This is a genomic window from Halomonas llamarensis (assembly GCF_023555005.1).
In the GTDB taxonomy this organism is placed as follows: Bacteria; Pseudomonadota; Gammaproteobacteria; order Pseudomonadales; family Halomonadaceae; genus Vreelandella; species Vreelandella llamarensis.
Genome location: NZ_JAMJPJ010000001.1, coordinates 351,133 through 372,728 on the forward strand (window position 1 = coordinate 351,133; position 21,596 = coordinate 372,728).

The following is a 21,596-nucleotide window of genomic DNA, read 5'->3' on the forward strand; positions in this document are numbered from 1 at the left end:
AAGCAAAAGAACAATGAAAGGAAAAACCATGACCGTCATGACTGTTGAACAGGTCGAGGACTTTCTCGATGACGTCTTCCCCCAGCACATGGGCAACATCGAAAGTGTAGGGGACATGCGCGCCACCATGCGGCTCAACATCGGCCATGAGCATTTACGCCCCGGCCCCCAGGTTTCCGGCCCGACAATGATGGGCTTTGCCGATGTCGCGCTTTATGTCGCGATTCTGGCGCAAATCGGCCCCGAACCGATGGCCGTGACCAGCGATTTGAACTGCCACTTTCTGCGCGCCGCCTCCGGTGAGCACGATATCATCGCCCACGCCAAACTCATCAAACTCGGCCGCCGCCTCGCGGTCGGCGAAGTGTTGATTGTCTCCGCCGCCGACGAAACCAAGCCCGTGATTCATGTCACGGCAAGTTATGTGCTGCCGGATAAGTAACATGGCAGCCGCATCAGCCGATGTTAGAGCTGAATCTCTAGGCCTGAAATAAGAGCATTTCTCTATGTACAATCGCTCTGTATCCCAATGCTGAAGATGCGCTGTCGGGGTGCATTGCGTGTTAAAGTTCTGGCGTATTTGGGTCATCTTTTCAAACGCTATCGAACAAATCTATTGCAGATTTACAGGCATATATCGATATTAAGTATATGTCTATCAGTCAAAGGGTCGGCGGTCTATAAATGCTATTCAATATACTATCAGACCCTGGCGCCTTAAACGCAGTTCAGGGAGAACACGATTCTTTCCTGGTACTGGTTTCATGGCTGGTCGCCCTGGCAGCGTCGTACGCTGGCTTGGATATCATCAAGCTGGTGAGAAAAGGATCAAACCCTGCCTGGCGGCGTGGTTGGCTTTGCGCTGGGGCCAGCGCCATGGGGCTGGGCGTTTGGAGCATGCACTTTATCGGCATGCACGCCTACCAGCTTGATTTTCCGGTAAGCCATGCACCGGGGCTAACCCTGATGTCCATTGTGCCCGCCATTCTGGGTAGCTTTAGCGTCATGGTAGCGCTTTCCCCTAATAAACCTTCTCACCGAGCGCTTCTACTGGCAGGTGTCGGCCTTGGTGCCGGTATCGGGCTAATGCACTATAGCGGCATGGCCGCCATGCGTATGCCTGCTGAGCTGCATCACGCCCCGGTCCTGTTCCTGGTCTCACTGCTGGTCGCGGTTAGTTTAGGCATGGCGTGCGTTTATGCCTACCGCCTATGCCAGCACGAGTGGGGCATAAAACGCGCCAGAACCTGCGCCTTTATTGCGGCACTGTGTTTCGCCACTGCCGTGTGTGGGATGCATTACACCGCCATGCAGGCGGCCTGGTTTGTGCCAGCTCCGGATACCGCGACACCTTCGGTATCGCCAACCTCCCACTGGATTATTTACCTGATTGGTGGCGTTGCGGTATTGACGGCGCTGCTGACGCTAGTGGCTACTTGGGTACAGCGTCGGCTGCACGACAGCGAGCGACATGAACACATGACACAGACACGCTTGCTCGAAGTGATTTCCGCGCTACAGGATAGCGTGATACTGCTTGATGAACAGGCGCATATTCGTCTCTGCAATGCAGCGTTTGAACGGTTGGTGGGGCTCAGCAGCCATCAGCTTGAAGGCATGTCAGTATCACAACTTGACTACGCTGAAGACAGCCACGCACTCAGCCAGCACGTCCGCCAGGCATTGGCACAAAAAGGCGAGTGGAGCGGCATGATCACCGCCCTGAGCGCCAGCGGTGATGGCTTTCCCGCCTGGTTGAGCGTTAGCCGGGTTACCTACGCTGACAGCAACGACCGGGACTACGTCGCGCTGCTTAGCGACCGTTCTAAAGAACAACAGGCCCAACAGCGCATTCACTATCTTGCCTATCACGACATGCTGACAGAGCTTCCCAACCGGCGGGCGTTGCAGGAACGGCTGGCCGAGCTTGGCGTGACAAAGATGCTTACCCACCCATACGCTTTTTTGGCGCTGTTTGATATTGACCGCTTCAAGGTACTCAACGATAGCTTAGGGCAAGATATTGGTGATGAGTTACTACGCCAGCTGGGTGGGCGCCTTCAACAATGGGCAGAAGCTGAGTGGCTGGTCGCCAGGCTCGACGGCAACGAGTTTGCCTTGGCAGGCACACTTTCCTCGCGCAAAGCACCCAGTGCCGAGCAGGAGGCAATGCGCCTTATTGATGAGATAGTGGCGTCGTTGACAGCTGACTATCAACTACAGGGCCACACTTATCCGTGTCAGCTTAATGTTGGTGTGCTTATTTTTCAGCCCCTCGACAGGGAGGTGACCCCGCAGCTGTTCAAACGAGCAGGCCTTGCCCTATTGGAAGCCAAACGCCAGCGGGATGATAAACCAAGGCTTTTTGATCCAACACAAGAAGACGAGTTAGAAGAGCGTTTAACCCTTGAACGCGAACTACGACACGCGATTGACCACGATGAGTTGTGCCTTTACCTCCAAACTCAGGTAGATGAGGCTGGAAAAACAATCGGCGCCGAAGCCCTTATACGCTGGCAGCATCCCGAACGCGGCATGATTTCGCCGGGGCACTTCATCCCTGTCGCCGAGGAGACCGGGCTTATTCTGCCGTTGGGGCATTGGGTATTGCAGGAAGGCTGCCGACTACTGAGCGAGTGGCGTCATGCCCCAGAGCTTAAAGGGCTTCGGTTGTCATTGAATGTTAGCGTCCGCCAGTTTCAGCAGCCTGATTTTGCGGACCAGGTGCTGTCGGTCATTCAACAGTACGATGCGCCACCAGAGCGTTTGACGCTAGAGCTTACCGAATCACTTTTATTAAGCGACCCCGAAGGCACCATCAAAAAAATGCAGCAGCTACAACGTGAGGGAGTTAGCTTTGCTCTGGATGACTTCGGCACGGGCTATTCATCGCTTGCCTATCTCAAGGTATTACCCCTAGACACGATTAAAATCGACATTGCCTTCGTCAGGGATTTAGCCCTGGGCATGCAAGCCACGCCGATTGCCGCCACCATCATTGCCCTTGCGGAAAGTCTTGGGCTGCAGGTGGTTGCCGAAGGCGTGGAAACCGATGACCAGCGCTTGATGCTCGCTCAACTGGGCTGCCATATTTATCAAGGCTTTCTGTTTGGCCGCCCCGGCACAGCGGCAGCTTTCTCGAGCACCATCGTCAAAAACAACGCAACAGACCAAGCCAACCTTCTGCAATAATTCAAACCTTGCTTATCACACCTTTCACGACCTAACACCCAACCTTATTCGTTGGCACAGTGGGGCTGTCTCGGTGTTTTAAGCGCCACCACCCCGAGCGCCAGCCAGCCGACGATGAGTAGCAGACCGCCAATCGGGGTGACAATACCCAGATTCAGCCCGGCCAACGCCATTAGGCAAAGCGAGCCGGAAAAACACGTCACACCCAGCGCCCATAGGACTATCACCCAACGTTGCCCGGCGAGCGGGCGCACGTTTTGCCACACTAAAAGCACCATGATGGCGAGCGTATGCCATGCCTGATAGCGCACACCGGTTTCCACCGCGCTGACCAGATTCGTGCTGACGTGAACACTCAACCCATGGGCGGCGTAAGCGCCCAGTGCCACCGTTATGGCCCCGGAGAGCGCCACGCCGACCCAGGCCCATTTATTCACTTGCTGCACCGGTTATCTCCTCATCTACCTTTATGGTGTTTTATAGCTGTTTGACCGCGTTGAAACCGCTACAATAGTGCCCATACTACCGGTTACATGCACCCGCCAACTCGTGCCCAACGCCATGTCCACTATGCAAATTCGCCTCAATGGCGAGCCGTACACACTTGAAAGTACCTTCGACACCCCTGCCACTGCCGCTGACTTGGTCGAGCAGTTAGGACTTAGCGGGCGTCGCATCGCCGTTGAAATCAACGAAGCAATTGTGCCTAAAAGCCAGCTCGCCGAAACACGCTTAGCTGAGGGCGACGAAATCGAAATTGTCCACGCCATTGGTGGCGGCTAGTGTTTTTAACGCGTTCACTTTTAAGGAGTTCACCATGACACAGCTCATCGACACGCCGCTGACCATTGCCGGCCGCGAGTTCCGCTCGCGCCTGCTTGTTGGCACCGGCAAGTATAAAGACTTCGATGAAGCCGGCGCGGCGATTGCCGAAAGCGGCGCCGAAATCGTTACCTTTGCCGTGCGCCGCACTAACCTCGGCCAGGATGCGGACGCCCCCAGCCTACTAGACGCGGTATCACCTGAGCGCTATACGCTGTTGCCCAACACCGCTGGCTGCTATACCGCCAAAGACGCCGTGCGCACCTGTCGCTTGGCGCGCGAACTGCTCGATGGCCATAACCTGGTTAAGCTGGAAGTGCTCGGCGATGACACTACCCTTTACCCCAATGTGGTCGAAACCCTGAAGGCGGCCGAAACACTGCTCGCCGACGGCTTCGACGTAATGGTGTACACCAGCGACGATCCTATTGTCGCACGCGAATTAGACGCCATGGGCTGCTGCGCCATCATGCCGCTGGGCTCGCTAATCGGCTCCGGTCACGGCATCCAAAACCCGTACAACGTGCGTTTGATTGTGGAGCAGAGCCAAGTGCCCGTCTTGGTGGATGCCGGCATCGGCACCGCCTCGGATGCCGCCATGGCGATGGAATTAGGCTGCGACGGCGTGCTACTCAATAGCGCCATTGCTCACGCCCGCGAGCCTCTGCGCATGGCGCGCGCCATGAAACGTGCCGTTGAAGCCGGGCGCGACGCATTTTTGGCCGGACGTATGCCGCGGCGCCAAAGCGCAGACCCTTCTACCCCTTTTGCTGGCCGTATCAACGGCTGATACAGCGATACCATCTCAGAGACTCCATGACCGACACGACTGAGCCGACGACCGGCCCCGAAAACGCTGATGCACCGCTACACCGTCGCGGCATTAAAAGCTATGTGATTCGCGCCGGGCGTATGACCCAGGCGCAAACCCGCGGTCTGGATGACGTATGGCCCCGCCTGGGGCTAACCCTTGCCGAAGGTCGGCAAGCGCTTGATGCGCTTTTTGGCCGCCAGGCGCCACGGGTGTTAGAGATCGGCTTTGGCATGGGCCAATCGCTGATTGAGCAAGCCCATACGCATCCCGACACCGACTTTATCGGCATCGAGGTACACGCCCCCGGCGTGGGTAAACTGCTAGATGAAGCGGACAAGCGCGGGCTAACGAACCTGCGCGTTTACCGCGAAGACGCGCTCGCCGTGCTGGAGCAGTGCATCCCGGAAGGCAGCCTGGATACGCTGCAGCTGTTCTTCCCCGACCCGTGGCCGAAGAAAAAGCACCACAAACGGCGCATTGTGCAGCCCGCCTTTGTTGAGCTAATTCGCACGCGTTTAACACTTGGCGGCACCTTCCATATGGCCACCGATTGGGAAGCGTATGCCGAGTGGATGGCGGAGGTGATGGAAGCCGCCCCAGGCTATACCAATACGGCGACAGCCGACACCGCGCCTTTTGTCCCACGACCCGAGTTTCGCCCGCTGACCAAGTTTGAAGCGCGCGGTGAAAAACTCGGTCACGGCGTATGGGATTTGATATACCGCCGGGAAGCCTGAATCTGAATAAGAAGTCTGAATAAATTGAGCCCACAGCATGCAAGGCAGACGGGTAAGTGCAATTTGCACTATCTAGTACGACGGTAGAAAAAAGAAGGCCGCCCGAGTGGGGCGGCAAAAAGACCGTGACTAGCAATGAGAGGGAGAAACCATGGCAGGAAACTGGCGGGTACTTTCTTCACCAAATTCCGCCTTGGCTGTGGCGCCTCATCCAACGCCACAATCACAATATAATCATTCTCATTTAGTTCTTCAACACTAATGCGAATATTTTTTATTATCTTTCTTCTACCCAATAAGTTACAGCCAAAGCGGCGGGGTCAGCATGGCGATAAGTGTCTGCCCGGTGATAATGGCCGCCATTAGCTCAACATCACCGCCAAGCTGGCGTGACAAAATATACGCTGAGGTCGCTGTAGGGAGGGCAGAAAAAAGAAGGCCGCCCGAGTGGGGCGGCAAAAAGACCGTGACTAGCAATGAGAGGGAGAAACCATGGCAGAAAACTGGCAGGTATTTTCTTCACCAAATTCCGCCTTGGCTGTGGCGCCTCATCCAACGCCACGATCACAATATAATAATTCTCATTTAGTTCGTCAACACTAATGCGAATATTTTTTATTAACTTTCTTCTACCCGATAAGTTGCAGCCAAAGCGGTAGGGTCAGCATGGCGATAAGTGTCTGCCCGGTGATAATGGCCGCCATTAGCTCAGCATCACCGCCAAGCTGGCGTGACAGAATATACGCCGAGGTGGCCGTAGGGAGGGCGGCAAATAGCAGCGCGACGTCACGCGTCACGCTATCCAAGCCCAAAAGCCACGCCAGAACCAATACCAGCGCGGGCAGCAGCGCAAGCTTCACGCTATTGGTGGCCAGCACGCCGCGATCAAGGCGCAAAAGTGCAGCGGGGCGTAGCGCCACGCCCACCGCGACTAGACCCAGCGGCAATGCGGCGCGTCCCACAAGCGAGACGCTAGCTTCGCTCCAGCCGGGTAAACCAATGCCCGACAGGTTCAAACCAATGCCCCCCAGGCAGCCAAGAATCAGCGGATTTTTCACCAGCGCCGCGATACTTTTACCCAAGCTTTGTCGCCCCAGCGTACCCGCGGCGACAAAGCTTGCCACGCACATCACGTTAACCACCGGCACCATCAGTGCTACCGCCACCGCCGCCGTGGTCGCCCCGGCACTGCCGTGCAGCGCTGCTGCCCCCGCCACACCAACATAGGTGTTAAAGCGAATGGCGCCTTGAAAAACGGAGGTAAACGCCGCGGAATCCAACCCTAGCCAGCCGCGCACGCACCAAAGCAGCAGTGCAAACACGCTTATTGCCCCCAGCAGCACTCCCGCCAAGCGGGCAACGGGCACCTCCGACACATCTGCTGTCGCCAACGTCGCCACCAACATCGTCGGAAACAGAACAAAATAAATCACCCGCTCCATTTGTGCCCAAAACTCAGCACTAGGCCAGCGCCGATACCCCAGCACTGCGCCAAAGAGGATCAGCAAAAATAGCGGCCCTAACGCGCCTGTTATGCTTTGGCCTGCAACCCCTTGCATCGCATCTCCTCACCTGCGACATCCCAGCACAGGGACGTCGGCGGATTTGCTGTTAAAATACGTTATGGATGTATCCTGCTATCACTTAACGGCTTGTACCGCGATGATTTTGCCATGAAACCGACTTCAGAACCTGCGGGTGCCACCCGAATTCCTGTGCTTAAAGGACTTATCCTGGTCACCGTACTGGCGCTGGCGGCGCTTAGCTGGTACGCCTTTTCTCACTGGCTGCGCGACGATGCAGATATTACCTGGTACCCACCTGCGTCTGACTGTGATTTGCATAGCACCCCCTGCTCGGCCACGCTGGGGGATAAGGGCCAGTTGAGCTTTGCGGTTAACGTAGACGGGCGCATTGAAGCATTGGAGATTTTGCCGCTTAATGTCACCGTTGAAGGCGTTGAGACAAACACGGTGAAAGTCGACTTTATCGGCCGTGATATGGACATGGGGCTGCACCGCTTTACGCTAGACGCCACAGGCGACGGACGCTTCTACGGTCAGGGGCAAGTGAGTATTTGTACCCAAGCCGTCATGCCGTGGCGCGCACGGGTCATTGTCGATACGCCTGACGGTCGAATCGGCAGTTGGTTTGATTTTGATGTCATCCGGAGCTAACACCATGGCCAACGCTCGCTTCGCTGCTAAAAACGTTGCTTCTGAAAAAAGAGCAACAAAAAGCGCGCCCCTCTGGTTAGGTAGCGCGCTTATTGTGCTGCTTTTACTTGTCAGCGCGTTTGGGCTCTACCGCTATATGGTGGCGCCCGATCAAAACAGCGAGCCTATCGGCGGCCCCATTGAGCTACCCTCAACGCAGGGCGATTTCTCGCTTTCCCAGCTTGAGGAAGACCAGCTCGCGGTGGTGTCGTTTGGCTACACCTACTGCCCGGATGTGTGCCCCATGAACCAAGCCGTAAAAAAGCAGGCACTCACCCAATTAACACCAGAACAGCGCCAACGCGTGGTACCGCTACTGATCTCGGTCGACCCTGCACGCGATAGTATCGAGCGCTTGCGAGAATATACCGGCTTTTTTGGCGAGCGTTTTATCGGCGCCACCGGTAGCCAAGCGCAGCTAGAAGATATCGCCGAGCGCTACGGGGTGATTTGGCGCCGCGTTGAGGCCGATGGCTCTGCTATGGAGTACACCATCGATCACAGCGCGTCGCTTTACTTGGTCAACCGCGAAGGCGACATCGTGCAGCGCGTGTTGTACTCCCCCACCGCAGGGGCGCTAACAAGCGCTTTAAAAACACACTTAGAAGGCTGATTACGAAAGTTACAAAAGGTCAGCGCTCAGGCAGCGATGACGCCTGTAAACGCGCCAGCATTGCCATTAAGGCGCTTACCTGCTCGCCCTCACGCGTATCGTGTAATGGGCTAAGTTGCCAGGTGCTCTCGGCGAAGCCCCACCAATCCCAACAGCCTTGCGGGTTGGCCATACTGCTTTCGGCCTGGGGGTAGAGCACAATTTGCTGATGCTGATCGGCCCACGCATTCAGCCCTGTCTGGCGAACGAACGTCTCGCCGATCGCTTCTACGTTCATTTGGCAGCCGTGCAACGCCACGGTGACACCACATTCTCCTGCCTCACAATTCGCGGGAACGTAGACGTAACCGGTATCTGCCAACCCTTTGGCGTCAAACTCCCCCTGCGCGAATGCCAGCAGTTCTCCCTCGGTGTTAAACGACGACTGACGTCGCTCCGGGTGAAGCCAATTGAGCATCTCACCGGCAATATTCTCATCGCAGGCCAGCACGTGGCTGCCACCACCCTGGCGGCAGCCGCCTAGCGCTTCGGGCGCGGTGCGTGAATTGCTTGGTAGGCGCACCGGCCAGCCATGGCCGGTCTCTTCGCTGCGCGCCACTTTCAGCTGGCCATCGTCAGCAAGCCACTGACGCAGTTGCTCAGCCAGCAAGTCGCCGAGAACCGGCTCAACGACCTTATCGGCTTCACCGTGCCACACGTAGGCGCGCAGATCGTTTCTGGCCGCTTCATCACCTACCTGCCCCTCGCCCGCGTAGCGCGCCCAGCGCGCATCGAGCGTGGAAAGCGAAGGGTCACCGCTGCGCGTCATCATGCATTGATTAAGCGCCAAACTGAGCGACCCTTGCGCGCACCCCCACGGCCCGGCCGCCAGCACACCCACGCCGCTAAAGCGCTCGGGCCAGGCGATGGCTAATTGCAGTGCCATATAGCCACCTGAAGAGACACCCACCACGCTGTTCTGCGCCTCGCTCGCACTCAGCGCGGGTAAGGTGATGGGGTCGCTCGCGGTATCGGCCATCGCCGTCAGCGGCACAACGAGCCCCGCACAAAGCAGTAGCAAAGACGCCTTTGACGCGGTGGTGTGGGCGGTAGTCAGCATGGTTACTCGATGTCCAGCAATTCAACGTTAAAGATCAGGACTTCGTGAGGGCCAATCGGGCCCTGGCCGGACGCACCGTACGCGAGCTCGGAGGGAATATAGAGCTTCCATACGTCACCGACGCTCATCAACTGCAGTGCTTCCTGCCAGCCCTCAATTACCTGATTGACACGGAACGTGACCGGCTCGCCACGTTCAAGCGAGCTATCGAATACGCTGCCATCGAGAAGAGTGCCTTCGTAGTGCACCTCGACGCTATCTTTCGCACCGGGTGACGCACCGTCGCCGGACTCCAGCACTTCGTACTGCAAGCCTGAATCGGTCACGGTGACGTCATCACGCTGGGCATTCTCGGCTAAAAATGTTTCACCTTCCGCTTTATTCGCTTCGGCAAGTGCTGCCGTTTGCGCTTCACGCTCCTGCATAGCACGTTCTTGGAACGACGTGAGCGCTTCGGCGATTTCATCTTCGCCCAATGCCAACTCATTGCCGGCAAATACATCGCGCATGCCGTCACTGAAGGAGGCAATATCAAGATCTTCTACATCGGCCTGCATGCTCTCACCCAGGGTCACACCAAGGCTGTACGCGAGGCGCTCTTCGTCGGTTTCCGGCGCCGCTGCGGCATAAGGGGCGATCAGAAGCGCGCCAACCAGCGTGGTGGAAGAGAGAAGTGTTTTCATCAATTTGAACCCTTACATCAGTAAAATAATCAGACAGAAAGCGTAACACCCGCCGCCCCAGGCTGCATCTACCTGAAACGGCGAGTGCCCACACCATCATGAAACATAGCCAATGGAAACGCGCGCTCAGGCCATCCTATACCACCATGGTGGGACAGTGGGCCGCACCTGCCACGCGCTGACATACACTCCCTAGCAGCAAGTTTTTCTCGCCATTGGTGCCTTGTGCCCCAATCACGATCAGGTCGCACTCACGCTTACGAGCAAAACGTACGATCGTTCGCGAAGGGCGGCCGCCTTTAACAAAGGCGCGCACGCGAGCACTGTCAGCGCCCAATTCAATCGCATGCGATTTAGCATAAACGGCAATCTCAGTGGCGTACTCTTTCAACGCGTCATCGGGCAACTCCAGCTTTTGCGGCCGTACCATTGAGAGCGACGCCTCAAGTAGGCTGTGATGTTTAAACACACACAGAAAGTAGATTTCTGCGCCGGTGAGCATATGTAACCCCACCGCCTTTTCCAGTGCTTTCAAAGCCCCTTTAGAGCCGTCTACCGGGACTAAAATGCGATTAAACATAAGCCTATCTCCTATGACTGGTTACGCGGCTTAGCGGAAAGCAACGTCACGCAAGAACAGCGCAATCTGCGGGAACATAATCAGCAAAGCGGCCGCCAAAATCAGCATGAAGATAAACGGGGGCGTTCCCTTAATCACTTCTAAGTACGGACGCTTGAAGATCGCAATGGCGGTGAAAATATCGCACCCAAACGGCGGCGTCGCCGACCCTATCGCGACCTGTAGCGTAATGAGGATGCCCACCAATACCGGGTCGAGCCCTGTTGACTCAATAGCGGGGGTAAAAATCGGCGTGAGCACCAGAATGACCACGATGGGATCCACAAACATACACGCCACAAAGAACGCGATACAGATCGCAATCAGCACGCCGGTGGGCCCGGCCTCATTCACCCCGACGGCTTCCAGAATCGCTTGGGGAATTTGCGCGAACGAGATAATCCATGAGAAGCCATTACCGGCAGCGACCAAAATAAAAACGACCGCCGTGATCAAACCCGTCGACTTGGCGATGGCATAAATATCGTTCATTTTCAGCGCACGAAACACCACAAACTCAAGCATTACGGCATACAACACGCAGGCTGCCGCCGCTTCGGTGGGGCTGAAGATGCCGCCATAAATCCCGCCCACAATAATGACCGGGAAACCCAGCGGCCACAGCGCTTGCTGAACCGCTTTAGCGCGTTCTTTCCACGTCGATTTCGGCTCGGTGGGCACACCTTTGATAATCGCGTAGGTCACACAATACGCCGAAAACATTAGAAGAATTAAAAGCCCTGGGCCAATACCGGCAATAAACAGTTCACCGATGGAGGTTCCCGAAATAACGCCGTAAATGATCATGCCGATACTCGGTGGAATCAAAAAGGCGATATCGCTGGCGTTAATAATCAGCGCCAGCGTGAAAGGGTCAGAGTAGCCCGCTTTTAACATTTTCGGACGCAGCGGCGAGCCTACTGCCACAACCGTTGCCTGTGTCGAGCCCGACACGGCGCCGAATAACGTACACGATGCGGCGGTACTCACCGCCAGACCGCCTTTCACATGGCCGATAAACGACATCACCATGGCAATCAAACGGTTTGCCGATTGACCGCGCGTCATGATATCGGCAGCCAAAATAAACATCGGTACGGCAATCAGCGAAGCGGGACGAATCCCTGCCATCATCTGCTGGATGAGCGTATCCATCTGGCCCAGGCCGTTAAACATCATATAAAAGCCGATCACTGCCGCGGTGATCAGCGGGATCATCATCGGAAAGCCCAGCAGCAGCAGGCCGATCATGGTTCCTACCATTATGGTCGTCATAGCCGTTCCCCTAATGTGTCAAACCCGGTGTCAAATCCTGGTCTCAAACCCTGGTGCAAAGCTCTCTGTCCATGCTCTGCTACTCAGACTTCGGTTTCCGTGTCTTTATAGCCATCTAGTGTCGTGGTCGAGAGGTAGACATCTCGCGACATGACATTCTTGACTGCGGTTAACACATACTGAATGCCGGTGATGGATAACCCCAGTGGCGCCCACACGTAGATGATCCAGATCGGCATCTGTAAAGCAGGCAGCACGCGACCACGGCTCTGCATATCAAGGATATAAATAATCGAGTAGTAACACAGAAAAAACATCACCGCGGCGGTAAACAGCGAAATAAATATCATCAATACTTTGCGCCCCCCGGCAGGCAGCGCATCGTAAATCGCTGACATACGTATATGGCGACCATGGCGCGCCGCATAACTAATGCCAGCAAACGTGATCATGATGATCAAAATACGGTTCAACTCGCCCGAGAACATGATGCTATTGCCAAAGACAAAGCGCGCAATCACGTTGGTGACCGTATTAAGCGCCATCAACAATACGCCAAGCGCCAGGATCACGGCTTCTACCTTGCTAAGAAAGGTATCGATAACCCCGAGAAACCCCGGCAAACCGGAGCGGTAGTTCTTTTCGGATTCGTCTTCAGACATCGCCGGACTCCTTTTATGACGCCCTGGTTACCCTAGGCCGAAAGGCCAACTTTTTGTTGTCCGCTTACAATTCAACTTACTGAGGACTAAAAAGGGGCAGCCCATGCTGCCCCCTAGCGGTTATCGCAAGCACCGTATCGATTTGCCTATTTTAATAACAGGTAGCAAAAAACAGTGCATTGCGAACACGGAGCTCGACTCCGCTAATGCTTAACCGTTGTCGTTCTGAACCTCTTCAAGGTCTTCCTTGAACTGGTTCAGTAGCTCTTCACCGCTTTCACCGGTCATTTCGACATAGGCTTTCTCAACTTGCGGTGCGCGCTCACGGAACGCCTGGATCTCTTCTTCGTTTAGACGGTTGACCGTCACTTCATCGGATGCTTCCTGAATCTTCGCGAGAGATTCCTCAGCCAAGCCTTGGATGTGCTCAATCGTGTGGTCGTAAGCGACGTTGGAGGCTTCTTGCACCAACTGCTTATCTTCATCAGACAGGCCTTCGTAGAAGTTCTGGTTGGCCATCATCGCGGTCGTGAACCAGCCGTGACCGGTAAAGGTCAGGTGCGGCGAAACTTCATAAAGACCGCCAGACTCGATCCAAAAGATCGGGTTCTCTTGGCCATCCAGAATACCGGTCTGCAAACCACCGTAAACCTCACCCCACGGCAGCGGCGTCGGCGTCGCGCCAAAGGCGTCATAGGTTTCGGATAACAGCGGGTTGGTCATTACACGGATCTTCTTGTTGTTAAGATCCTCTGGCGAGCTGATGGGCTCGTCGGTGGTCACGACCATTTCCCCTTCCGGGTACATCTTGAGAAGTTCTAGGTTCTGCTCGGCGTAGAGCGTCGGGAACATCTCGTTGATGGCTTCGCTCTCATCGAAGAACTCAAGTACGGTTTCTTCATCGGTCGGCAGCAGATAAGGAATGAAGAAAATCTGCGCTTCCGGAATCAACGAACCCGTAAAGCCCGGCGACTGGTTAACGAACTGGAGGATACCGTTTTGCGTCTGCTCCATGATGTCGTCAGATTCGCCCAGCTCACCAAAGCGGTAGACCTGAATCGTATGATCGGAATTGTCTTCGATGTATTCTTTGAATGCATAAGCAAAGACATCTTGTACGTCGCCTTCATACTCTTCGTGGGCGTAACGCCAGTTATCCGCAGAGGCGGCTGTGGAAAGACCCAGTAGCAGTGCACTGACGCTCGCCGTGGTGAGCAGCTTGGTAGTAACCGTCTTGCTTGCCTTCATGCGTTATTCCTCTTGCATTGATAAGCGCTAAACAGCGCAGAACTTTCCTTGACCTATGCTTCCACTAACACCCTACAACACTTGCTGAATAAAGTTGCCGTCGCTGAATGTCGTAAGTTGCGACGTTAGGGACTTTTAAGAAGCAGCTAAAATTTAGGCTAGCGTGCTCGGGTTAAGCGGTCAAGCTGGCCACCTAACACCTCCCAGGCATTTTTCACTGTTGAGTGCTCTTCACAGCGGCTTACACTAAGTGAGTGAAATTTCGGCGAAAAAAACGGCAACTGCAGCCAACGTGCCGAATCACATGGCCACTGAGCGACCTCTTTTAAGCGCCCAGGCGAGCTTATTTCCGAGGTAAGCGCCCACTGCTGCCAGCGTTGAAGGTTTTCACGCTCGGCGAGCATTTCGGCTTCCTTTATCGTAGCGCGAAGCTTAGCAATGCCATGACTTGTTTGCGCTCGCCCTTTCAACGTACGGCGTAGGTCGCGCAATACACTGGTGACCTCTTGCTGCCAGCGTGTTCGCGCCTGGCGCTCAGCCGCCAACGCCTCGGGCTCGGCTTCAAGCCCATGGCGATAGAGCCAAGCGTGAAACAGTAGTTCGCACACATCGACCTTCGCTTCGTCCTGCAAGCACAGGCACGCGGCTTCGACCTCAGGCCGAGCGTAAAAATCGAGCGCGAAATCCCACAGCGAATTCTGCTTGAGGGCGGCCAATCGGGTAGAATTGCACATTACATTGCCCACCTTACTTTTGGGAGAACGCATGATCGCACTGCGCCAAGTCGCCCTGCAACGCGGCACGCAAACCCTGCTGGAAAACGCCGATCTAACGCTACACAACGGGGTCAAAGCCGGCATCATCGGTGCTAACGGCGCGGGCAAATCGAGCCTATTCAAGCTACTGCTAGGCGAGCTAGGCGTTGATCAGGGTGAAATTGAGATGAGCGGTGGCCAGCGTGTTGCGCACATGGCGCAAGAAATGGCTACGTTGGACCGACCGATTATCGACTACGTGCTCGACGGCGACCACGCCCTGCGCCAGGCCGAGGCTGACCTTGCCGCCGCTCAAGTTTCAGATAATGCCCACCGCGAGGCAGAGCTGCACGGTTTGATCGAAACACTGGATGGCTATAGCGCAGAATCCCGCGCTGCGCAGTTGCTGGTCGGCTTAGGCTTTGTGCAAGCGGATCTCACCCGGCCGCTTTCGGATTTTTCTGGTGGTTGGCGAATGCGGGTCAATCTCGCCCGCACGCTATTCATGCCATCTGATCTGTTGTTGCTCGACGAACCGACCAACCACCTGGATCTCGATGCGCTGCTGTGGCTAGAACAATGGCTCACTCGCTACCCCGGCACCCTGTTATTGATCTCCCACGACCGTGACTTTCTTGACGCCGTGTGCGATCACATCGTGCATATGCACCACAAGACGGTCGAACTTTACCGCGGCAACTACTCGCTTTTTGAGCGTACACGCGCCGAAAAACTCGCCCTGCAACAGGCTGAGGCCGCCAAGCAGCAGGCCCGCCGCGAGGAAATTGAGCGCTTTATCGCACGCTTTCGCGCCCAGGCGAATAAAGCCAAGCAAGCACAAAGCCGCGTCAAAATGCTGGAGCGCATGGAAGATATCGCTGTTGCCCACGTCGATTCGCCGTTCCACTTCTCCCTTCCGGCCGCAGACAAAACCTCGCACCCGCTCTTGGTGTTGGATCAAGCCCAGCTTGGCTATCGTGGCGACGCAGGTGATACCGTGCAGCTTGACCACGTTAACGCCACGCTGCTCCCTGGGCAGCGCATTGGTTTACTCGGCCCCAATGGGGCGGGTAAATCCACGCTGATCAAATCGCTTATCGGTGAGCTGCCGCTGCTTTCCGGCAAGCGCGTGCCCGGCGAGCACTTAGCGATTGGCTACTTTGCCCAACACCAGCTCGAAGGGCTAGATGTCACGAGCACGCCCTTTGTCCACGTGCAGCGGCTCTCTCCCACTGCCAGTGACCAGGAGATTCGCAACTTTCTGGGTGGCTTTGGCTTTAAAGGCGACGATGCATTCGGGCAAGTGGCCACGTTTTCAGGCGGTGAAAAAGCACGCCTGGCGCTGTCTCTCGTCGCTTGGCAAAAGCCGAACTTATTGCTGCTCGATGAACCTACCAACCACTTAGACTTGGAGATGCGCGAAGCGCTGACCGAGGCGCTCGCCAGCTTTGAGGGCACGGTAATTTTGGTCTCGCACGACCGTCATTTATTACGTGCCACGGTGGATGAATTTTGGCGCGTGGCGGACCACCGCGTCGCCCCCTTTGACGGCGACTTGGACGACTACCGCGCTTGGCTGAAAGAGCGCCTTGAGGCCGAACGGCGCGACACCCGCAGCGAAAAAAGTGAGCGCCAGAACGCGCAGCCAAATGACGACAGCCGCGAGGCGCGCAAAGCCACGCGCAAAGCCGCCGCCGAGATGCGTGACAAGCTGCGCCCGCTGAAAAAGCAGCGCGATCAAGCCGAAAGTGCCATGGAACGCGAGCAAGCCGCCCTGGCCAACGTGGAAGAAGTGCTCGGCGACCCAGAACTCTATACCGACGAGGCGCGTAAAACCGAGCTCACCAAGACCCTCGCGTGCCAAGCCGAGATCAAAGCCCGCCTTGACGACGCCGAAGCGCAGTGGCTCGCCGCCGAAGAAGAACTGGAAGTGATGGAAGCCGAACTACTCGCCAGCGAAAACGGTTAAGGAGTACTCAGGCTTCCAGCAAAAACGTCACCGGGCCGTCGTTGATGAGAGATACCTGCATATTGGCGCCAAACTCACCGGTGGCGATGGGAATGTCGCGTTGGCGTGCTTGCGCGACAAGGTAGTTGAATAAGCGCTCGCCCTCCGCGGGTGGCGCGGCGCTGGAAAAGCTTGGCCGTAATCCTTTGCGCGTATCAGCCGCCAAGGTGAACTGCGACACCAGCAGCACACCGCCACCGGCCTGCTGCACATTGAGGTTCATCTTTCCGTCAGCGTCGCTGAAAACGCGGTAATGCAACAGCTTGTGCAGCAGCTTATCAGCGCTCGCTTCGCTATCGTCTTTTTCGACGCCCACCAGCGCGAGCAAGCCGTGATCGATAGCGCCGACGGTGTGTTCCTCAACCTCGACGCTAGCGCGGCTCACCCGCTGAATCAGTGCTCTCATTGTGCCGTTTTCTCCTGCCCCACACGTTTTAGCTTAATTTTCTCCCGGTGACGCGTTGCCTAGCAAGGCATCACGGAACTGTTCGTCCAACGGCTTTTCCCCTAGCCAAATACCAAACATCGCACTAGCGGCTTCGCTATCGCCGCCTTCGTATACCACCTCGCCGTTGAGCGCTAACCGCAGTGTATCGCCATCCCAACTAAGCCGATAGCGATCACCGGGCGCCACGTCTTGGTAGCGTTGATTGATAATGTCGATTTCTTCTTCAACCTGATTGAGCTCGTAGCGGGTGAGCGATTTTTCCAGTGTTTCAGTGGTGGCCTCAGCAAAGTCAGCGGCCTCAATGTCATGAAAATAGGCCAGCTCCAAAAGTCTCGGCACGTCACCTAGCGGCTGCGGCTTGGTTTCGACCTCTGCTTGATAGTACGCCCCGGCGTAGGCGGTCCAGATCATATAGGTAAATACACCGCTACCGAGCAGCTCATAGCGCTGCCCATGCGTCTCAATCGTCCGAGCAAAGGGTTCGCCATTTTCGCTAACGCCCTCTTCTTCAGCGTGGGCAAGCGGCGTTACCAGCAGCACCATTGCCAGTGGTAAAGCACGTAGGGGATATGCAGACATACAACTTCCTCATTAGATGGCACACACACTACACTTACCACCACGACACGTAGAGGTTCCGTATAAAATCAATTCGCCCGGAAGTTCTCACACTAACCCGGCAAACCATCAGCCCGGTCGGTAACCAGAAAGCGCCCATAGGCGATCAGATACAGCAGGTAGGTAACCAGCCACAGCAGAAACGGTAGGCCCACACCTGCTAACAGGTAGTATTCCGGCCACCAGACCGGGACGAAGGTGCGCAGCAACACCGTTGCCGACAGGGCAACTAATCCCGGCCAGATGAGTTTTGGCAACGACAAGGAGCGCCCGGTATGGCGCAAGCCGGCGATACAGAATACAGCCAGAATGGCCGTTCCCGCAGCGCCGGCGGACAGCGCGTGGCGGCCAGCATAGCCCGGCAGGCTGTCCGTCAGCGCGGTTAGGCCTACCAGAGCCAGGCCGACCACCATCCACAGATACGCCAACGTCAGCAACAACAGGTATAACCGCCCCATGGCTCTGCCCCAGGGCCATTCGCTGAGCCGGTCGGCCTGGGCAGCGGCCGCTGCCAGGGCAATCCAGCCGGTCACCGCATGACCGGGAGCGAACAAGTCTGCAACCACAAAAAGCACCAGCACCGCCAATGCCAAATGTTCCCGGGCAGGTGTCAGGCGCCCCGGTCCTGACAGACCAAGCTCACTCCGGGCGGCCATGGCCACCACGCGAATGATCCGGGTTGCGGTCAACGCGATCAGAACCAGAAGCACATTCACCGCCGTATTGAGCAGGCTCACAGGAGACAGATCCGCAATCAGCGCCGGCCAGAGCCAGGCCACGTAGAACAACGTCTGCACCAGAATATAGCCGCACAGAGCAAACCCGATACTCAGATGCTTCCGCCCGGCATCGGAGACCAGCGCCGGCAAGGCCCACGCCAGCAGCACCAGCGGAAAGGCAAGGTTCACCAGCGCCACCAGAAGACCGGGCAACAAGGCCGAGCACCAGAACACAACCCGCCCCGCCAACCACAGCACTACCAGGGCAGCCAGCGGCTTTCCCGCCAGCGGTGACACACCAGCCCAGGAAGGTATCGAGGTCAACAAAAAACCCACAAGGGCAGCGCTGACAAAGCCGAAAAGCATTTCATGGCCGTGCCAGGCCAGCGGCGACAGCGCCATGGGCAAGGTAAACTGCTGCAGCAGTGCACCGACCCAGGGAACCAGGGCTATGGGCGCATACAAGGCACCCAGCAAGAAAAAGGGCCTGAAGCCATAGGCCAGCCAGGGGTGTCTAAAGCCGAGGTGTGTAAAGCATCGGTGTTTAAAGATAGAAATCGGCATCCGGAAGCCCACCCCCGATAAAGCCTGAAGACAATTCAGCCAGCGCAGAGAAAAAAGCTTCCAGCTCCGGTTTTGCCTGTTGTGCCGGAACCATTTTCAGAGCCGTACGGGCGATCGCCCCCTCGTATACGGGCTTACTGAGTGGTGAATTATCCGCTCCCAGTTGTGCGGCGGATTCCGGTTCACGTGCAACCCAGTCCACTGCACGGCCGATGGCCGCTTGCAACGCCTCAACCTGTTCCGGTGCGGACTCCAGCAACTCGCGCCGGCAAAGCACCCCGGCCTGGGGTAACAGCGACGGGCCACCAGCAAGCCGGGCCCATTCCCGCTGAAGATCCAGTTCCCTGGGCTGCTGGCCAAACTGCATACTCTGCAGCCGGGTTGCCGTGCGCAAGGGCTCCGGTAACACTGCTGCATCCAGCCGCTGAGCAACGTACATCTGCACAGTTTCAAATGGGCTGGACTGGTAACTGACCTTTACATCCCGCCCCACTTCCAGCCCCGCCTTACCGAGCAGATAACGGAACACCAGATCCGGCATATCGCCGCGCCAGGGCACGCCCACGTGCCTGCCCGCCAGGTCTTCGATTTTCCGGAGCGGGCCTTTATCCGCCAGTCCCAGCAGGCCCAGTGTCCCCCACACATTCACGTTCATCAGAACCAGCGGCACACCCCGGTTGTAAAGGTTGGCGGCCACGTTGGTGGGTGTGGCCGTGAGCATGATCTCGGCCCGGGCCAGCCAGGCCCGGAGCTGATCCGGGTCTTTCCAGGTACGCAGTTCCCGCTCGGCAATCAAAGCGGTTACCTGCGGATCTTCCAGTGCCCGGGCCAGGATCACCTGGGGCAATCCGAAGGGAGTAGCCGCCGCTAGCCGGTCTTTCGATTGCGCAAAGAGCGGCCGTAATGGCAAGGCTGAAAGCAGCGTGGAACCGGCTGCCAGTTGCATAAATTCGCGACGGTTCATACCACCTCCGAATCCGGATGAAAAAGAAAGCTCTCACTCACAACAGGCTGGCGTAGCAAGCGACCTGCCTCTTCGTAAAGCCAGGCATGGCTGCGTTGCGCAAAGGGTGTGGTGACGGCCTGCTCGAACACCACGCGGCCGGGAGAGCCGGAAATCACAACGATTCGGTGCGCCAGGCGCAGGGCCTCGGTGAGATCGTGAGTCACCATCAGCGTGGCAATACCCTGGTCTACGACCAGCCGTTCAACCAGATCCTGAGCCTCACTGCGAAGCCCCACATCCAGGGCACCGAAAGGCTCATCCAGTAGCAGGAAATCAGCCCCCACGGCCAGTGCACGCGCCAGTGCCACCCGTTGTTGCATACCGCCGGAGAGTTCATGGGGGAAGTGATCATGGAAATCGCCAAGCCCGACCTGGTCGGCCAGTTGGCTGGCTCTGTGCAGGCGTTCCCTGCGCTTCATACCCCGGGCTTTGAGGCCAAGGGCAATGTTGTCCAGCATACGCTGCCAGGGCAGCAGGCGGGGTTCCTGAAACACCGCGGTGGTGCTGGAAAAGCCATTGACCACATGGCCAGCACTGGCCTCCAGCGCACCCGAGGCCAGCCGCAGGAGACTGGTTTTACCACAACCAGACGGCCCTACCAGGCAGACCGATTCCCCCGGGGGTACGGTCAGATCTACGTCGGTAAGAATGGTATTGGAGCCAAGTTCCAGACCGACCCGTTCCAGCTTCAGCATGATTCAACGCCTCTAAACTGGCATGGCAGGACTTTTGACCTGTCGCCAGGGTTCCATTTTTTTCTGCAGCGGGCGCAAAAACCCGTGCTCCGCCACCAGCAGAAGCGTCACAACCACCACAATCCAGGCCATGGCACCGGCGGTATCCAGACTCACCCTGGCCATGGCCATACCCGCACCGACACCCTCTTCGGTGGCGAACAGTTCTGCCATGACGGTGACCTTCCAGGCCACACCCAGCGCGGTGATCAGTGCCGGGAAGACGTAAGACACAATATGGGGCAGGTAGAAGTCCCGCAGCCGCATACCAAACGGCACCTGAAAGACGTCGCCCATCTCCTGCAGGCGGTGATCCAGGGTGCGGGCGCCAATCTGGGCACCGGCAAAGGCCACGGGAACCGTGGTGACAACGACGGTATAGACGGCAGCCATCGAACCGCTGCCAAACCACAACAGCGCCAGGACAATCCAGGCAATAGGAGGGATTCCCAGGAGGACTGTGGAAACAGGTTCCAGGGCCCGGCCAATCGTATGGAACAAGCCTGCAACCAGGCCCAGAGCAGTCCCCACCAGAGCGGCGATGGCAAACCCGGTGATGGCTCGAAAAGTGGTCGCCCAGACTGCAGTCCAGAGCTGCCCGTTATCCGCGAAAGCTCTCAGGGAAGACAGTGCATCCCGGGGGCCGGGCAGCAGAAAACTGCCATAGGCCAGACTACCCCACTCCCAGAGTGCCACGAACAGCAGGACGCCGGTAAGACTGCCACCCCAGCCAAGACAGGTTCTAATCACACTTCCCATAGCGG

Annotated in this window: 23 protein-coding genes and 1 pseudogene; 8 read left to right on the plus strand and 16 right to left on the minus strand. The window is 56.9% G+C overall.

All coding sequences use genetic code 11. The annotated features are described in order from the left end of the window. Nucleotides 1-28: 28 nt before the first annotated feature. Both M8006_RS01575 and M8006_RS01580 read left to right on the plus strand, forming a co-directional pair. Nucleotides 29-442 (plus strand): PaaI family thioesterase, encoded by a 414-nt coding sequence (locus M8006_RS01575; RefSeq protein ID WP_250079345.1) that lies wholly within the window; start codon nucleotides 29-31, stop codon nucleotides 440-442. Between the two features lie 242 nt (nucleotides 443-684). Beyond that, nucleotides 685-3,192 carry an EAL domain-containing protein gene (locus M8006_RS01580; protein WP_250079347.1) on the plus strand — a complete coding sequence of 836 codons (2,508 nt, stop codon included), beginning with the start codon at nucleotides 685-687 and terminating at the stop codon, nucleotides 3,190-3,192. A gap of 44 nt (nucleotides 3,193-3,236) precedes the next feature. On the opposite strand, the gene M8006_RS01585 is transcribed toward M8006_RS01580, so the two are convergent. Continuing rightward, nucleotides 3,237-3,638, minus strand: a complete 402-nt coding sequence (locus M8006_RS01585) for a DUF423 domain-containing protein (protein ID WP_250079349.1) — start codon at nucleotides 3,636-3,638, stop codon at nucleotides 3,237-3,239. A gap of 124 nt (nucleotides 3,639-3,762) precedes the next feature. Here M8006_RS01585 and thiS point away from each other — a divergent pair, with 124 nt between their 5' ends. From thiS to trmB, 3 genes are read left to right on the plus strand one after another with little or no spacing between them, the layout of a single operon-like run. Beyond that, nucleotides 3,763-3,975, plus strand: coding sequence for a sulfur carrier protein ThiS (thiS, locus tag M8006_RS01590; protein WP_250079544.1), 213 nt, complete (start codon nucleotides 3,763-3,765; stop codon nucleotides 3,973-3,975). Nucleotides 3,976-4,009: 34 nt separating this feature from the next. Next, entirely contained in the window at nucleotides 4,010-4,804 is a 795-nt protein-coding gene (locus M8006_RS01595; RefSeq protein WP_250079350.1) for a thiazole synthase, read from the plus strand. A 26-nt stretch (nucleotides 4,805-4,830) separates the two neighbouring features. Next, nucleotides 4,831-5,565 carry a tRNA (guanosine(46)-N7)-methyltransferase TrmB gene (trmB, locus tag M8006_RS01600; protein WP_250079352.1) on the plus strand — a complete coding sequence of 245 codons (735 nt, stop codon included), beginning with the start codon at nucleotides 4,831-4,833 and terminating at the stop codon, nucleotides 5,563-5,565. Nucleotides 5,566-5,865: 300 nt separating this feature from the next. Here trmB and M8006_RS01605 read toward each other — a convergent pair. Next, nucleotides 5,866-6,003, minus strand: a pseudogene (locus M8006_RS01605) (AEC family transporter); the annotation flags it as partial. Nucleotides 6,004-6,194: 191 nt separating this feature from the next. Beyond that, nucleotides 6,195-7,124, minus strand: a complete 930-nt coding sequence (locus tag M8006_RS01610) for an AEC family transporter (protein WP_250079355.1) — start codon at nucleotides 7,122-7,124, stop codon at nucleotides 6,195-6,197. Nucleotides 7,125-7,238: 114 nt separating this feature from the next. Here M8006_RS01610 and M8006_RS01615 point away from each other — a divergent pair, with 114 nt between their 5' ends. Next, complete coding sequence (locus M8006_RS01615) at nucleotides 7,239-7,742, plus strand: hypothetical protein (RefSeq protein WP_250079357.1); 504 nt, start codon at nucleotides 7,239-7,241, stop codon at nucleotides 7,740-7,742. A 4-nt stretch (nucleotides 7,743-7,746) separates the two neighbouring features. Then, nucleotides 7,747-8,394 (plus strand): SCO family protein, encoded by a 648-nt coding sequence (locus M8006_RS01620; RefSeq protein WP_250079359.1) that lies wholly within the window; start codon nucleotides 7,747-7,749, stop codon nucleotides 8,392-8,394. Between the two features lie 19 nt (nucleotides 8,395-8,413). Here M8006_RS01620 and M8006_RS01625 read toward each other — a convergent pair whose 3' ends face one another. The 7 genes from M8006_RS01625 to M8006_RS01655 all read right to left on the minus strand — a co-directional run bounded on the left by M8006_RS01625 (nucleotide 8,414) and on the right by M8006_RS01655 (nucleotide 14,714). Continuing rightward, nucleotides 8,414-9,493, minus strand: a complete 1,080-nt coding sequence (locus tag M8006_RS01625) for an alpha/beta hydrolase-fold protein (protein ID WP_250079361.1) — start codon at nucleotides 9,491-9,493, stop codon at nucleotides 8,414-8,416. Between the two features lie 2 nt (nucleotides 9,494-9,495). Continuing rightward, nucleotides 9,496-10,176 (minus strand): BamJ family beta-barrel-assembly machinery protein, encoded by a 681-nt coding sequence (bamJ, locus tag M8006_RS01630; RefSeq protein ID WP_250079363.1) that lies wholly within the window; start codon nucleotides 10,174-10,176, stop codon nucleotides 9,496-9,498. A gap of 136 nt (nucleotides 10,177-10,312) precedes the next feature. After that, nucleotides 10,313-10,756: a universal stress protein gene (locus tag M8006_RS01635; RefSeq protein WP_250079364.1), complete on the minus strand. Its 444-nt coding sequence runs from the start codon at nucleotides 10,754-10,756 to the stop codon at nucleotides 10,313-10,315. 30 nt (nucleotides 10,757-10,786) lie between these two features. Further along, the gene (locus tag M8006_RS01640) at nucleotides 10,787-12,070 is read right to left on the minus strand and encodes a TRAP transporter large permease (RefSeq protein ID WP_250079366.1); all 1,284 of its coding nucleotides are present in this window, start codon (nucleotides 12,068-12,070) and stop codon (nucleotides 10,787-10,789) included. An 83-nt stretch (nucleotides 12,071-12,153) separates the two neighbouring features. Next, nucleotides 12,154-12,732 (minus strand): TRAP transporter small permease, encoded by a 579-nt coding sequence (locus M8006_RS01645; protein ID WP_250079368.1) that lies wholly within the window; start codon nucleotides 12,730-12,732, stop codon nucleotides 12,154-12,156. A 210-nt stretch (nucleotides 12,733-12,942) separates the two neighbouring features. After that, on the minus strand, nucleotides 12,943-13,980 hold the full coding sequence (locus M8006_RS01650) for a TRAP transporter substrate-binding protein (protein ID WP_250079370.1): 1,038 nt from the start codon (nucleotides 13,978-13,980) through the stop codon (nucleotides 12,943-12,945). A gap of 158 nt (nucleotides 13,981-14,138) precedes the next feature. Next, entirely contained in the window at nucleotides 14,139-14,714 is a 576-nt protein-coding gene (locus M8006_RS01655; protein ID WP_250079372.1) for a TIGR02444 family protein, read from the minus strand. Nucleotides 14,715-14,745: 31 nt separating this feature from the next. Here M8006_RS01655 and M8006_RS01660 point away from each other — a divergent pair, with 31 nt between their 5' ends. Beyond that, nucleotides 14,746-16,704 carry an ABC-F family ATP-binding cassette domain-containing protein gene (locus tag M8006_RS01660; protein WP_250079373.1) on the plus strand — a complete coding sequence of 653 codons (1,959 nt, stop codon included), beginning with the start codon at nucleotides 14,746-14,748 and terminating at the stop codon, nucleotides 16,702-16,704. 7 nt (nucleotides 16,705-16,711) lie between these two features. On the opposite strand, the gene dtd is transcribed toward M8006_RS01660, so the two are convergent. The 6 genes from dtd to M8006_RS01690 all read right to left on the minus strand — a co-directional run bounded on the left by dtd (nucleotide 16,712) and on the right by M8006_RS01690 (nucleotide 21,591). Continuing rightward, on the minus strand, nucleotides 16,712-17,149 hold the full coding sequence (dtd, locus tag M8006_RS01665) for a D-aminoacyl-tRNA deacylase (RefSeq protein ID WP_250079376.1): 438 nt from the start codon (nucleotides 17,147-17,149) through the stop codon (nucleotides 16,712-16,714). A gap of 33 nt (nucleotides 17,150-17,182) precedes the next feature. Further along, on the minus strand, nucleotides 17,183-17,770 hold the full coding sequence (locus M8006_RS01670; protein WP_250079378.1) for a chalcone isomerase family protein: 588 nt from the start codon (nucleotides 17,768-17,770) through the stop codon (nucleotides 17,183-17,185). A 92-nt stretch (nucleotides 17,771-17,862) separates the two neighbouring features. Then, nucleotides 17,863-19,092: an NnrS family protein gene (locus M8006_RS01675; protein ID WP_250079380.1), complete on the minus strand. Its 1,230-nt coding sequence runs from the start codon at nucleotides 19,090-19,092 to the stop codon at nucleotides 17,863-17,865. Next, nucleotides 19,073-20,056 (minus strand): ABC transporter substrate-binding protein, encoded by a 984-nt coding sequence (locus M8006_RS01680; protein ID WP_250079382.1) that lies wholly within the window; start codon nucleotides 20,054-20,056, stop codon nucleotides 19,073-19,075. The genes M8006_RS01675 and M8006_RS01680 overlap by 20 nt, the downstream gene beginning before the upstream one ends. Further along, nucleotides 20,053-20,793: an ABC transporter ATP-binding protein gene (locus M8006_RS01685; RefSeq protein ID WP_250079384.1), complete on the minus strand. Its 741-nt coding sequence runs from the start codon at nucleotides 20,791-20,793 to the stop codon at nucleotides 20,053-20,055. Before M8006_RS01685 ends, M8006_RS01680 begins: the two co-directional genes overlap by 4 nt. A gap of 12 nt (nucleotides 20,794-20,805) precedes the next feature. After that, nucleotides 20,806-21,591, minus strand: a complete 786-nt coding sequence (locus tag M8006_RS01690; protein WP_250079387.1) for an ABC transporter permease — start codon at nucleotides 21,589-21,591, stop codon at nucleotides 20,806-20,808. Nucleotides 21,592-21,596 lie beyond the last annotated feature (5 nt).